Source organism: Nocardia sp. NBC_01009, from assembly GCF_045208035.1.
Lineage (GTDB): Bacteria > Actinomycetota > Actinomycetes > Mycobacteriales > Mycobacteriaceae > Nocardia.
The window spans coordinates 1,389,363-1,403,339 of record NZ_CP108695.1 but is presented as its reverse complement, the minus strand read 5'-3'; the positions used below and the strand labels follow the sequence as shown (position 1 = coordinate 1,403,339).

General features: G+C 66.8%; 7 protein-coding genes. 3 read left to right on the top strand and 4 right to left on the bottom strand.

The window, feature by feature from the left end; genetic code table 11:
• Positions 1 to 61: 61 nt before the first annotated feature.
• Both OHA42_RS05975 and OHA42_RS05970 read left to right on the top strand, forming a co-directional pair.
• Positions 62 to 466, top strand: coding sequence for a winged helix-turn-helix transcriptional regulator (locus OHA42_RS05975; RefSeq protein ID WP_406235244.1), 405 nt, complete (start codon positions 62 to 64; stop codon positions 464 to 466).
• An 83-nt stretch (positions 467 to 549) separates the two neighbouring features.
• Positions 550 to 711 (top strand): hypothetical protein, encoded by a 162-nt coding sequence (locus OHA42_RS05970; protein ID WP_379062104.1) that lies wholly within the window; start codon positions 550 to 552, stop codon positions 709 to 711.
• 109 nt (positions 712 to 820) lie between these two features.
• Here OHA42_RS05970 and OHA42_RS05965 read toward each other — a convergent pair whose 3' ends face one another.
• On the bottom strand, positions 821 to 4,159 hold the full coding sequence (locus OHA42_RS05965) for an arabinosyltransferase domain-containing protein (protein ID WP_406235242.1): 3,339 nt from the start codon (positions 4,157 to 4,159) through the stop codon (positions 821 to 823).
• Positions 4,160 to 4,424: 265 nt separating this feature from the next.
• On the opposite strand from OHA42_RS05965, the gene OHA42_RS05960 reads away from it, so the two are divergent.
• Positions 4,425 to 4,922 (top strand): peptidylprolyl isomerase, encoded by a 498-nt coding sequence (locus OHA42_RS05960; protein ID WP_406235241.1) that lies wholly within the window; start codon positions 4,425 to 4,427, stop codon positions 4,920 to 4,922.
• A 66-nt stretch (positions 4,923 to 4,988) separates the two neighbouring features.
• On the opposite strand, the gene OHA42_RS05955 is transcribed toward OHA42_RS05960, so the two are convergent.
• The 3 genes from OHA42_RS05955 to fadD32 form a co-directional block, all read right to left on the bottom strand.
• Positions 4,989 to 6,533 (bottom strand): acyl-CoA carboxylase subunit beta, encoded by a 1,545-nt coding sequence (locus OHA42_RS05955; RefSeq protein ID WP_328408034.1) that lies wholly within the window; start codon positions 6,531 to 6,533, stop codon positions 4,989 to 4,991.
• A gap of 30 nt (positions 6,534 to 6,563) precedes the next feature.
• On the bottom strand, positions 6,564 to 11,930 hold the full coding sequence (gene pks13, locus OHA42_RS05950) for a polyketide synthase Pks13 (protein WP_406235239.1): 5,367 nt from the start codon (positions 11,928 to 11,930) through the stop codon (positions 6,564 to 6,566).
• A gap of 114 nt (positions 11,931 to 12,044) precedes the next feature.
• Entirely contained in the window at positions 12,045 to 13,958 is a 1,914-nt protein-coding gene (gene fadD32 / locus OHA42_RS05945; RefSeq protein WP_406235237.1) for a long-chain-fatty-acid--AMP ligase FadD32, read from the bottom strand.
• Positions 13,959 to 13,977: the final 19 nt, after the last annotated feature.

Below are 13,977 nucleotides of genomic sequence, written 5' to 3'. Positions count from 1 at the left end.
CCGTTACTATCCGGTGGGTAGTAGTTACCTGAGAGTGCGTAACGAGTAGCAAGGGAAGTCCGTGGCGACCACAACGGCGGCGCAGCACCGCGAGCTGGCGAAACAGCGGTACGACGCATTCGTCGCGGAGTGCCCCACCCGCCAACTGCTGGACCGGATCAGCGACAAATGGGTGAGCCTGGTGCTCGTCGTGCTGACCGACGGCCCGCGGCGCTACGCGGAGATCAACAGGTCCATCGCCGGAGTCAGCCCGAAGATGCTCACCCAAACCTTGCGCACCCTCGAACGCGACGGTCTGGTGGAACGCCGGATCACCGCCGAGGTGCCAGTCCGCGTCGACTACGAACTCACCGCGCTGGGCCGCAGCCTGCAACCAGTGATGTCGGTGATCAAGTCATGGGCCGAGGAACGGATGGACGACGTGCTCGCCGCGCGAGCGCGTTACGACGGCGAGTCGGGAGTATGACGCGTCGGTACAGCCGGAACTACCCCCAAGATTGGCAATCCGAAAACCTGCCGAACCTGCGGCGGGACCGTAATCTGAGCACCATGACCGCGGCCTTCGATGACATGGATCTACGCGACCTCGTCGGAATGCTCACCGCCGACGAGCAACGGGAACTACGACCGGCGGTGCTGCGTGTACTGGCCCGCCACCCCTCGCCCGAACTGCTTCGCCGTGAACTCGGCCTTCGCATGACGAAGGTCTGACCACCCGTCCGAGCACTGAGAGCAGGAAGGTCCGTCGCGCCGGTTCGAAGTCACCGGCGCGACGGCCTTTTGTCATGTCGGGGCGCCCCGGGCAGGGGCGCCCCGCGGGTCAGAACACCCGGAGCTGTCCTGGCGACCACAGACCGCCACGGGTGGTCGTGCCGGTCTCCAGCTTCGCCGGGGTGGCATTGCGGTCGTACTGGTCGTAGCGCTCCAGGGAGCCCCAGTCACGGGCCCAGTCGTCCTTCATGTAGGTCGGGACCGTTGTCGACTTCGCCAGCATCTGGGCGAAGCCGAGCGGACCGCCGAACTCTTCGGCCTGCCAGGTGTTGGTGGAGCTGACGGCCAGCGGACGATCCGGCAGGATGCGGTAGCCGGGTACCTCGGCGACACCGTCCTTATGGTCGAACGGACGCTGGCACGGGAACTGCAGACCCACCGCCCAGTCCAGCAGGACCGGCTGCTCGGAACCGATAAAGCTGTTGAGCGACTGCAACTTCGGCATCCGCGGCGGGGTGAAGGCCAGCCACTGGTCACCGATCAGGATCGGGTCGTTGGCGACGATCCGCACCGCATCGGCCTCCGGCGCGATCTGATCGAGCGGAACCCGCAGGTTGCGCCACGACGGGAACGGACCGATATCGCGCGGCAGGTAGGTGCCGAGCGATTCGACGCTGCCGTCGGGCAGCCGCTTGCCGTAGTCGACGGTCAGCGACTGGCCGTATTTGACGTCGCCGGTGTCGTCGATCGACAGGATGCGGCCGGCCGCCGAAATCACCACGAGCGGCTTCTCCGGTGAGCGGGCGGGCAGCTCGTACCAGCTGGACACCACGTGCGCGGGCTGCTGCACCCCCTCCTGGTAACTGCCGAGGATCGGAGTGGTCGACGGGTCGAGCCCGAACGGCAGCGCCACCGTGCTGCCGTTGACGCCACGCGCACCGACGCCGCCGCCGGTGCCCGCGCTCTGGCCCTTCTCGAACGCGGCGCCGACGGACTGGGTGGAGGTGTTGCCGGTGCCCGGCTTCACCTCGACGCTGTCGGCGGACAGGTCCTTCGGAACGCCGTTGGGGTCGAAGCCGACCGGGTCGGCCCCGGCAAGCGGGTCGTTGGGATCCTTCAGCGCAGCGGCCGGGTCGACGATCGGCTGCAACCTGCCGCCGTTGGGATCCGGTTCCACCAGAATGTCATTGGCGAGACCGCAGGTGTTGCCGCCCAGTGCATCGAAGTTCGAGCGGGCCAGCGAGTAGGCCGGGTACTGCGAATACGCGCCCTTCACCAGCGAGAGCACCTCGATGGCGACCATCAGCGCGGCGACAACGGTCAGCGGGATGGCGGCAAACTTGCGGATTCGCTTGCCGCGCACCGACTTCGCCGAAGGCTGTGGCTTGGTGTAGTCCTCGCGCAGCGCATACCAGGCGACCAGCGCGAGCGCCGCGCCGAAGAGCACGAGCATCAGGGTGTTCGACTGGTAACCGTGCAGCGAGATCCGCTTGTCGAACCATGGCACACCGAAGCTCGAGACATACCAGTACCCGTTGATGCCGGAGAACGAGATCGCCAGCAGGAAGAGCAACCCGGCGAGGAATATCGCTCGATTCTTCCGCGCACGCAATGCGCTCGCCGAAACCGCCACCGCGGTGACCGCGGCGAGTGATCCTGCGATGCCCGCATACGCACCGAAGTGGTGAGTCCACTTCGTCGGGTTGAACATCATGAAGAAGATGGTGCCGAGGACAACGCCCATCAGCCGCCAGGTCGGGCCGCTCGCGATGCCGGGAACCTGCCTGCGCCGCAACAACACCAACATGGTGGTGAACAAGCACAGCAGCATCGCAAGGAAGGCGAACCGGCGCGGCAGCGAACCGTCGACGGTCTCGACGAACAGGTAGTAGTAGCGCAGGTAGTCCTCGTACCAGGCGAGGTTCGGCCCGGTGGCCTGACGCACCCGGTTGGCTTCCTGAATACCGGCGAAGGTCTGGTCGCTGTAGACCACGATCAACACCAGCAAACCGGCCGCCGCTATCGGCGCGAGCAATGGCAACGTGCCGAACTGCCGATGCCGTCGCACCACGATCCGCACCAGCGGGCGGATACCGGCGAGCAGGGCCGCAACACACATCAACCCGGTTGGTGCGGCCGCCAGCGTGAACGCGGCGACCAGAATCGCTACCGCGGCCGGAAGCAGGCGACCGGTGGCAATGGCCCGCTCGATCGACACCCAGGTCAGCAGCGCGCCGAGCGCGACGATCGGCTCCGAGCGCAGACCGTTGTCGAACGGCATCCAGAAGGTCAGGAAGACCAGCCCACCGGTCCACAGCGCAACCTTGCTGTTGCGCACACCGCGTCCGAGGCGAGGCACCACCTCGCGGCTGATCACCATCCAGCAGAGGATGGCGCAGGCCAGCGCCGGCAACCGCACCCACGCGCTCGCGGTCGAGATCTCCGAGAAGATCTGGATCACGTAGTAGTACCAACCGAACGGGGCCTCCGGCACGCCGTACCAGCGGAAGTAGTTGGCCATGTAGCCCGCGTGCGGTGCGACCCGCACCATGCTCAGGATGTAGCCGTCGTCGGAGGTGTTGGCGCCGACGAAGTGCCACACCAGCAGGATCCCGATGACGCCGCCGTCGGTCCAGGTCGGCTTCAGCCAGTTCGCGGGCAGGAATCGGCGGTGGCCGCGCCCGTCGCTGCCGTCCAGCCGGGCCAGCGCACCGAGGGCGATCAGGGTGCACAGCACCGCCGCGATCATCGCGATCAGCTTGATCGCGGTCGGGGTGGAGGTGAAGCGGGTGTCGACGGTCATCTGCATCGACAACCCGGCCGGCACCGCGCCCTGCAGATCGGAGAAGACGCCGACCACCTGCGGCCGCAGATCACCGGCGAGCTGCCCCGCGACCGGCACTGCAACCATTTGCTTGGCACCGGGCGCGCCACCCTCGACCGGCTTCTCCACCATCGTGGTCAGGCCATCGAACGCCGCCTTGGTGCTGTTGCTGTCGGAGCTGATGGTGATCGACGAGCACTCACCCATCTGCGACCGCTGCGCCGAGGCCACCACCGCGTTGCGGTCGATCACGTCGACCGCAGTGTCGGACACCCGGACGAACATGGCCTCGAGCGCCGCCCGATCCCCCTGCGGCGGCGCCGTCGCAAGCAGCATGCCGCCCTGCTCGGGCAATTCCGCGACCGCAGCACACGGAATGGTGGCTTTCATTTCGATAGGGACCTGCGACATCAGCGGCGCCTGCACGTTGCCGAGCTTGCCGTCTTGCGGCCAGTTCAGTACGGCAGTCGTCTGCGCGACCGGCAAGAATGGACTAGCCAGCGCGAACAGTGCCCCCAGCACACCCGCCACCAGCGCGATTATTCGCGCGGTGCGGAAATCGTTCGGCGCGGCCGCGGGCGCGGCAGGCGGTTTCGTCAAGACAGCAGTAGCGGCGTCGGGCACGATTGGCAATGCTAGCTCCCCTGCCTCTCCGCGTCTTCAGGCCAGACGCAGTTGTGCCCTGCGTGGCGTCGGCGTCCGAGCCGACTATCGGCTATCGCCCCGTCATCCTGGGAAAAGTCAGAGTTGTCGACCGGATGTCCCCGCTCGTAGTGGCACCTGTAACAGGCCCGAATAGATGGGAAAGGGGGCTTGGCAGCAGTCGAGCGAACAGAAAGTAGACCCCGAATGGCTGACCGGATGTGGGGTCAGTGGAAAGCTGGGGGTCATGACCAAGGTGAATCTCGAGACGAATTTCGGAAAGATCGTGCTGGAGCTGGACGATGCGAAGGCCCCCGCCACCGTGGCGAACTTCGTGGAGTACGTGAACGCCGGCCACTACAGCGGCACCATCTTCCACCGCGTTATCCCCGGCTTCATGATCCAGGGCGGCGGCTTCACCCTCGACATGAAGCAGAAGCCCACCAACGATCCGGTCAAGAACGAAGCCGACAACGGCCTGAAGAACGACAAGTACACCGTCGCGATGGCGCGCACCAACGACCCGCACTCGGCCACCGCGCAGTTCTTCGTGAACGTGTCTGACAACGGCTTCCTCAACCACACCGCGCCGAGCCCGCAGGGCTGGGGCTACACGGTGTTCGGCAAGGTTGTCGAGGGCACCGAGGTGGTCGACAAGATCGCCGCTGTCAGCACCGGTTCGAAGGGCGGACACCAGGACGTGCCGCGCGACGAGGTCGTCATCGAATCGGCGTCCGTCGCCTGACCTGTTGCCACACAACGCGAATCGGGCCGCACTCCACCGGGGTGCGGCCCGATCGGGTACGGCGGATCAGAGCGGCAGCAAGTGATGTTTACGCGGATTGCGAGCAAGCTTCTTGTCGCGCAACAGATGTAGCGCGCGACGTAGCTCCAGCCGGGTGGCCGACGGCTCGATGACCGCGTCGATGTAGCCGCGCTCGGCGGCCACCCACGGTGTCGCGATGGTCGCGTTGTAGAAGTCGATCATCTGCTGACGCACGGCCGCGCGCTGCTCCTCCGGAGCCGCCTCGATCTGCTTGCGCCCGATCAGGCTGACCGCACTCTCCGCACCCATCACCGCGATGCGCGCGGTCGGCCACGCCAGATTCACGTCTGCGCCAAGCTGTTTGGAGCCCATCACCGCGTACCCGCCGCCGTAGGACTTGCGAATCACCACGGTGACCTTCGGGACGGTGGCCTCCACATAGGAGAACAGGAACCGGCCACCGCGCTTGATGACGCCGATCTTCTCCTGCTCGACGCCGGGCAGGAAGCCGGGGGTGTCCACCACGAACACGAGCGGAATCTCGAACGCGTCGCACATCCGCACGAAATGCGCCGCCTTGTCGGAGGCCCGTGCGTCCAGGGCACCGGCCGACACCATCGGCTGATTGGCGACCACGCCGACGCTGCGTCCGTCCACCCGCGCGAATCCGGTGATGATATTGCGCCCGGACCCCGCGCCGATCTCGTGGAAATCGCCGTCGTCGAAAATGCGCAACAGGATGTCGTGCATGTCGTAGCCCGAGTTGTCCGCGTCGGGGACAAGCGAATTCAGTTCCAGATCGCTCTCGGTGGTCTCGGGCTCCAGACCCGGATTCACCACCGGCGGCAACTCCTGGCAGCTCGTCGGCAGGAAGCTCAGGTAGGCGCGCACCCATTCGAAAGCGGCGGCCTCGTCGGTGGCAACGTGATGGATATTGCCGTACTGCGCTTGACTGTGGGCACCGCCGAGTTCCTCGAGACTGACGTCCTCACCGGTCACCTCCCGGATCACGCCGGGGCCGGTGACGAACATGTACGCCTCTTCGGTCGCCACCACCACATCGGTGTTGATCGGGGCATACACCGCGCCACCGGCACACTTGCCGAGGATCATCGACACCTGCGGCACCATGCCGGACAGCGGTTCCTGGCGTCGGCCCAGCTCGGCGTACCAGGCCAGCGACGTCACGGCCTCCTGGACACGCGCGCCGCCCGAATCGTTGATGCCGACCACCGGGCAGCCGACCTTCGCCGCGTATTCCATGATGTAGGCAACCTTGCGGCCGAACATCTCGCCGACCGATCCGCCGTACACGGTCTGATCATGCGAGAACACCGCGACCGGCCGACCCTCCACCAGCCCGTGCCCGGTGACCACGCCGTCGCCGTACAACGCCGTCGGGTCGCCCGGCTTGCGCACCAGCGCACCGATTTCTACGAAGGTGCCCGGATCGAGCAGCATGTAGATCCGGTCGCGGGCGCTCGGGATTCCCTTCTTCGCCCGCTTCGCCACCCCCGCTGCCCCCGCCGGTTCCTGCGCTAACTCGAGTCTTTTGCGCAGGTCGGCGAGTTTCTCGGCAGTAGTGCTCACTTGGCCCCTCTCATCAGGTGGTGCGGCCCCCTAGGGGGCAATCACTGCAAGCTTCGCGGTGAGGTCGGCTCCGATCTTCCCGATCCGCGGTTCGTCGACGATCTGCAAGTGATCGCCCGCGATGTGGATGACCTCGAGATTGGGAATGTACTCGTCCCAGCCACCGTTGGGCCGCCGATCGGCGTAGCGCGGCTCCAGCTCGATCATGCCGTCGTGATAGCGATCCGCGAGGTACAGCACCACATCACCGTCATAGTGCGTGGGCGTGGTCTTGGACAAGTGGCGACCCTCGATCCACGACGTGCGCTGATGCTCGAGCACACCGCCGGGGATCTTGGTGCCGCTGATCTTGATGAGATCGCTGATCATCTTGAACTGTTCTTCATCGGAGGCCGCGGCCAACGTCTCCAACTGCTCGCGATCCAGCTCGCCCTCGACGCCATAGGTCTTCTTCGCGAAGGCCTGGTAACGCTCGACGCGGCGCACCCGCTCTTCGGGGCTGTTGTCTTCGCCCTCGGTCGGGATAGCCAGGTCGATCAGCCCGACGATGCGCACATCGGCGCCCTCGGCCCGCAGCAGCTGCGCGACCTGCAGCGCGAACACCGCACCGAGCGACCAGCCGTACAGCACATACGGACCGTTGCCCTGGATCTTGCGCAGTTCGGGCAGATACTGACGCGCGCGCTCCACAATGTCGCCCTCGACGCGTTCGAAGCCGTACATCGGGGTGTCGGACGGCAGTCGCTTGAGCAGCGGCTCGTAGACCAGCGTGTTGCCACCCGAGGGATGGAACACGAAGACCGGCACGGCATTCGAGCCCTCGGCGCGCGGGCGCAGCGGCCGGATGAAGCCGTCCACATCGGCGCCGCTGTCCTGCAGCTCACGCACGATGTCGGCCAGCTGTTCGATGGTCTCGCAGTCGAGCACGTCGTCTACGGTGACCTCGGCCTTGACTCGCTCCGTGAGTCGGGCCGCCAGCTTCTCGGCGAGTTCCTCCTCCAGGATCGGCAGGGTGTTGAAGATGCCGCCCGCCGACTTTCCGGTGACGATGGCCCAGGTGGCGAAGGTCAACCGCTCGGCGGCGTCACGCGGTGGCACGTCGTCCTCGTCGGCCTGCTGCGGTGCACCGAATACGGACTCGACCGCCGCGGGAGCCTGCGCGACGACCGCCTCGGCGGCGGCTTCCACAGTGGTGTCCACGGTGTCGAGCGACCGCTCGATCGCGGCTTCCTTCGCCTCGGCGGCAGCATTCTGCTCGGCCGAGCCCACGGCGGGAGTCGCCGTGCCTGCGGCGGCCCCGGTAACGCCTGCGGCCGTCTCGGCCTCCGCGACGATCGCTTCGGCTTCCGACTCCACCGACGTGCTCTCGGCGTTCAGCGAAACCCCTTCGGCGGCGGCCACATTCGCCACCGCTGCCGCCGGATCCTCGCCCGCCTCCAGTGCGGCGCGGGCCGCGGCCATGAACCCACCGTCGACCACGATTTCCTCGCCGGCGGCCTGCTTGTCGGCCATCGTCTGCATTTCTTCGCGATGGTCGATGGCGTAGCGCAGAACCTTGCCGACCTCGTTCAGGTTCGCGTCGCGCACGGCCTGGATCTGCAGCTGCGGAATATTGAATTCGTACTCGACCCGATTCTTGATGCGCATCGCCATCAGCGAGTCGAGGCCGAGCTCCATCAGCGGGATCTCCATCGGCAGATCCTCGACCGCATAGCCCATCGACTCGGCGACGATCAGCGCCAGCCGCTCCTCCAGCGGCTGCGTGCCTTCCGGATCCCAACGGTCACCGAAGGTTTCGACGATCTCGATGTCCGCGTCACCGGTCGTCGCAAGCACCGCACCCGGAACAGGTGCGGCCACAACGATTTCGGGCAGCGGCGCACCGGAGGTGACGACCGCCTCGAACAGCAGTTGGAAGGTTGCGCCCGCGCGGGCGTGCACCTGTACCGAAGCGCCACCGAGATGCGGCGTCAGTGTGGTGGTCAGTGTTCCCGTGTCCGGCAGCGCCGCGTGCGGGATCGATGCACCCAGCGACGCATCGCTGAGCACCTGTGCCGCAGCGGCATTCACCAGCGCGGCCAGGTCGGTGACGGCCGATGCCTGCACCTCCCACACGTGCCTGCCGTCGGGCAGCGCGACGTGGGCGCCGGGCACCCGGTCATTGCCTCCGCCGGAGGACATCCGGGCCTTCGGCCAGTACTGCTTGCGCAGGAACGCGGTCCGCGGAATATCGGCGTAGTCGCCCACCGGCAGCAGCGAGGACAGCTCGACGCGGTGCCCGTGCACGTACAGCTGAGCCAGCGCGGCGATCACGCCCGCCGACTCGTCTTCCTTGCGCTTGAGCGTCGGGATGAGCTGCGCGTCGTGCAGGCCCGCCGCGAAGGTGGTGCCGAGGACCTGCATCAGCGCAACGGAATTCGGGGCCAGCTCCAGGAACGTGGTGTGCCCGGTGTCCACCGCGAGCTTCACCGCATTGGTGAAGTACACCGCGTGGCGCATGTTCTTGACCCAGTAGTCCTCGTCGTGCACCGGATCGCTGCCCGCGCGGTAGAACTGCTCCTTGTTGACGGTCGAGTAGAGGCCCGCCTTCAACCTGGTCGGCTCGATACCCGCCAGCTCGGCCGCGAGCTCACCGAGCAGCGGATCCATCTGCGAGGTGTGCCCCGCGCCGCGGGTCTGCAGCACCCGGGAGAATTTTCCGGCCGCCTCGACCTGCGCCACGATCGCCGCGACCTGGTCCTGTGGGCCGCCGATCACCGTGTTCGTCGGCGCGGCGTACACCGCGCATTCCACGTCCGGGTAGTCGACGAGCATCTTCTCGACGTCGTCGGCGCTGAGCTCGACCAGCGCCATATTGCGCACGTCGGCGTCGCTGATCATGGCCTCGCCCTCGCCCATCAGGCGCGAGCGGGCGCAGATCACGCGCACCGCGTCCTCGAGCGGGAGACCACCGGCGATGTAGGCTCCTGCGACCTCGCCCATCGAATGACCGACCACCGCATCGGGTTCGGCGCCGTGCGCGCGCAGCAGCGCGGCCAGGCCGATCTGGATGGTGAAGATGCCGACCTGCGAGGTGCCGACGTTGTAGTCCTGGTTGTCGTCCAGGATCATCTCGCGCACCGAGTACCCGGCCTCGTCCATCACCAGCTCGTCGACCTCGTCGACGGTCTTGCGGAAGATCGAGTTCTCCAGGTAGAGCTGCTTGCCCATCTTGCGGTGCTGCGCGCCGAAACCGGCGAGCACCCAGATCGGGCCGTTGGCGGCGGGGGCATCCGCGGTGAAAACACCTGCGCCAGGCTTACCCGCCGCGATAGCGCGCAGGCCGGCGACCGCCTCCTCGTGAGTCTTGGCAAGCACCACACCGCGCGAACGGTGGTGGCTGCGCTTGGCCAGCGACCGCGCCACATCCGTGAGCGGGACATCGCGACCGGCGTCGGACTCCAGCCAGTCGGCCAGGTCCGCCGCGGCACGACGACGACGCGAGGGCAAGTACGCCGACACGGCCAGGATCACCGGCAGCGGCTCTTCGCGCTCGGCCGACCATTCCGCCTCGGGCGCTGCGGTCGGGGTGGTCTCCGCGACAGACTCGGCGGCAACCTCGGTGGTCTCCACGTCGGCTGCGACATCCTCGGACACGGGCTGCACCTCGGCCGTGGCCTGCGCGGGCACGTATTCCTGCAGCACGATGTGCGCGTTGGTACCGCCGAAGCCGAATCCGGAGACGCCGACGGTCGCGGTACCGCTGTAGCGCGGGAATTCCGTCGGCTCGGCGACGACCTTGAGGTGCGCCTGGTCGAACGGGATGTACGGGTTGGGGCCGACGAAGTTGATGCTCGGCGGCAGCACATTGTGCTGGAACGCCATGATCACCTTGGCCAGGCTGGCGGCACCCGCGCCGGACTCGAGGTGCCCGAAGTTGGACTTGGCCGAACCGAGCAGCGCGGGCTTGTCGTCCTCGCGACCGCGGCCGACGACCCGTCCGAGTGCGTCGGCCTCGATCGGGTCACCGAGCAGGGTGCCGGTGCCGTGCGCCTCGATGTAGTCGACAGTCGAGGGAGCAATGCCCGCGTCGCGGTAGGCGCGGCGCAATACATCGGCCTGTGCGTCCGGGTTCGGCGCGAGCAGACCGTTGGACCTGCCGTCATTGTTGACCGCGGAACCCTTGATCACCGCATAGATTTCATCGCCGTCACGCTCGGCGTCGGCAAGCCGCTTGAGCACGACCAGACCGCCGCCCTCGGAGCGGACCATGCCGTCGGCATCGGCGGAGAAGGCCTTGATGTGGCCGTTCTTGGCGACGCCGCCGTTCCGGTCGAAGCCGAGCGTTGCCATCGGCGAAAGCAGCATGTTCACGCCGCCGGCCAGCGCCAGATTCGCATCGCCGTCACGCAGCGCACGCACCGCCTGGTGCACGGCGACCATGGTCGACGAGCAGGCGGTGTCGATGGCGACCGACGGGCCGCGGAAGTCGAAGAAGTAGGACACCCGGTTGGGGATGATGCTGGAAACGCTGCCCATGATGGCGTACGCCTCGGCCGAGGCGGGCACATTCGGATCGGGACTGCCAAGCCCGAGTGCGGCGATCAACTGGAATTCGTTGCTGGAAGAGCCGATGAAGACGCCGACCGGCTCACCCTTGAGCTCACTCGCCGGAATCCTGGCGTGCTCCAACGCTTCCCAGGTCAGCTCCATCATCAGGCGCTGCTGCGGATCGACCCGCTCGACCTCGATCGGCGACATCGCGAAGAACTCCGCGTCGAAGCCCTTGACGACCTCCTGGTCGAGGTAGCCGCCCAGCGTGTTGCCCTCGGCAACCGCCTCGGCAACCGCGGGCTCACTGGTGAACTCTTCCCACCGGCCCTCCGGTAGGTCCCGAATCGCGTCGCCGCGGTTGATCAGGAATTCCCAGGTCGACTCAGGGGTGTCGCCCGCGCCGGGCAGCCGGGTCGAAAGGCCGACGATCGCGATGTCGTGCGCCTCGCCCGGCTGGTACCCGGCCGTATAGAACGAGTCGTCGGATTCCTGCGGCAACTCCGGATCACCATTGATGACGACCTCCGCCAGCGACGCGATGGTCGGATGCTGGTAGACCACCGTCGCCGTCAGCACGACACCGGTGAGCTCTTCGATGTCACCACCGAGCGCGATGGCATCGCGCGAGGCCAGCCCGAATTCCTCCATCGGCCGGTCCACCGTGATGTTCTCCACGGGTTGACCGGTCGCGTCGGAAACCCAGCGCCGCAGCCACTCCCGCAGTTCCGCGACGGACAGCTCCGTCGGGGCAGTGGACTCCGCAGCGGACTGCGTAGCCTCTCCTGCGTCAGGAGTGTCGATTGCGTCCGCCTCGGCGCGCGCAATGTCGGTCGTCTGGGTGGGCGTGCCCTCGTTGTCAGCCATCAATTCCTCAAGCTACCTGTCTGCGTACCGGGCGCGCCTGGAATTGACGCTCGGCATGGGGGTGTTCGGCGCCGAGCATCGATGGTCGGCTCGCCGAATCACCCCTGCGGGCATTTACTCTTCCGGAGCATCGGGGAATGCCTGCTGGGTGTAACCCCCGCGCAGCGTTCCCTCCAGATAAGCAGTCTTGCAGGCGCGCCGAGCGATCTTGCCGCTGGAGGTGCGCGGGATCGAACCCGCGGGCACCAGCAGCACGTCACGCACGGTCACACCGTGGCGCTGCGACACCGCCGCGCGGACCGCGTCGGCGATGGGCAGCGGGTCGGCCTTGCCTGCGCCCGGACCACGCTCACCCACGATGACGAGCTGCTCGGAGGCATCGTCGGCGTCGAACTGCAGGCCCGAATGGCTGCCCTGCTCGAAAACTTCGGCAGGTAGCTGGTTGGCGGGCACCGAGAACGCGGCGACGAAGCCCGGTCGCAGCGCCTTGCTCGCCTCCTGTGCGGAGAACTCGAGATCCTGCGGGTAGTGGTTGCGGCCGTCGAGGATCACCAGGTCCTTCACGCGACCGGTGATGTACAGCTCGCCATCGAGATACACGCCGTAGTCGCCGGTGCGCATCCAGTTGGCGTCGTCCTCGGCGCCGTCGGCATGGCTGCCTTCGGGCAGGCGATGGGTGACCTTGTTCTTGAAGGTCGCGTAGGTCTCGTCCGGACGACCCCAGTAGCCGATGCCCATGTTGTTGCCGTGCAGCCAGATCTCACCGACCCGGCCGTCGGGCAGCTCGCGGCCCGCGTCGTCGTCGATGGCGTCCGGGTCGACGATCACGGCCCACTGCGACAGCGCCACAAAGCCACAGCTCACCTGGGCGATGGCATTCTCGGTGCCCTGCTCGACCTTCACCATGCGACCCGCATTGAGCTCGTCGCGGTCGACGTAGACCACCTTGGCCTCGTCCTCGGCCTTGGTCGCCGAGACGAACAGCGTCGCCTCCGCCATGCCGTAGCAGGGCTTGATCGCGGTTTTGGGCAGACCGAACGGCGCGAAGGCGTCGTTGAACTTCTTCATCGACGAGGTCGTTACCGGCTCACTGCCGTTGATCAGGCCGATCACGTTCGACAAGTCGAGGGACTCGCCGTTCTTCGGCAGACCACGCGCCGCGGCGTGCTCGAACGCGAAGTTCGGTGCGGCAGCGAAGGTTCCGGCGCCGTCGGAGGCGGCGGCCAGTTCCTTGATCCAGCGGTAGGGGCGACGCACGAAAGCGCTCGGCGACATGATCGTGATGTATTTGCCGCCGACCGCGGGCAAGATCACCGTCAACAGGCCCATGTCGTGGAACAGCGGCAGCCAGGTGACACCGCGAGAATTCCAGTCCAGGTTGATGGCATCGACCATCTGCAGCAGGTTGGTGCCGACCGCCCGGTGGGTGATCTCGACACCGGCCGGGGTCCGCGTGGAACCCGAGGTGTACTGCAGGTAGGCGATGTCATCGATCGCGATGTCGGGACGCACCCAGGTTTCGCCGACGCTGTCGGGGATCGCGTCGACGGCGATGATGCGCGGGCGCTGTGCGGCGGGCAGCGAGCGGAAGAACTGGCGCACCCCGGCCGCGGAGGAGCTCGCGGTGAGGATGGCAGCAGGCTCACAGTCGCCGAGCACCGCATGCAGCCGGTCGGTGTGACCCGGCTCATCGGGGTCGAACAGCGGCACCGAGATGGTGCCCGCGTAGATCGCGGCGAAGAAGGAGATCACGTAATCGAGGCCCTGCGGCGCCAGGATCGCGACCCGGTCACCCGGGTTGGTCACCTGCTGCAGTCGAGCGGCCACCGCGCGCAGCCGGATGCCGAATTCACGCCACGTCAGTTCCTGAGCTTCACCATCACGTTCACGCGAGTAATCGATGTAGCGATAGGCCAGGGTGTTCGCGTCGTTCCGAGTGTGCTTCTCGACGTGATCGACCAGGGTGTGATCCTCGGGAATACGGATGTTCCCGGTTTCGTCCAGGTAGTCGTCGAAAGTCTCTTCCATTCCTTCTTCTCCTCCGAGG

Coding starts and splice junctions, on each gene's coding strand:
- OHA42_RS05970 (WP_379062104.1), top strand. CDS start 550: ATGACCGCGGCCTTCGATGACATGGATCTACGCGACCTCGTCGGAATG.
- OHA42_RS05960 (WP_406235241.1), top strand. CDS start 4,425: ATGACCAAGGTGAATCTCGAGACGAATTTCGGAAAGATCGTGCTGGAG.
- pks13 (WP_406235239.1), bottom strand. CDS start 11,930: ATGGCTGACAACGAGGGCACGCCCACCCAGACGACCGACATTGCGCGC.
- fadD32 (WP_406235237.1), bottom strand. CDS start 13,958: ATGGAAGAGACTTTCGACGACTACCTGGACGAAACCGGGAACATCCGT.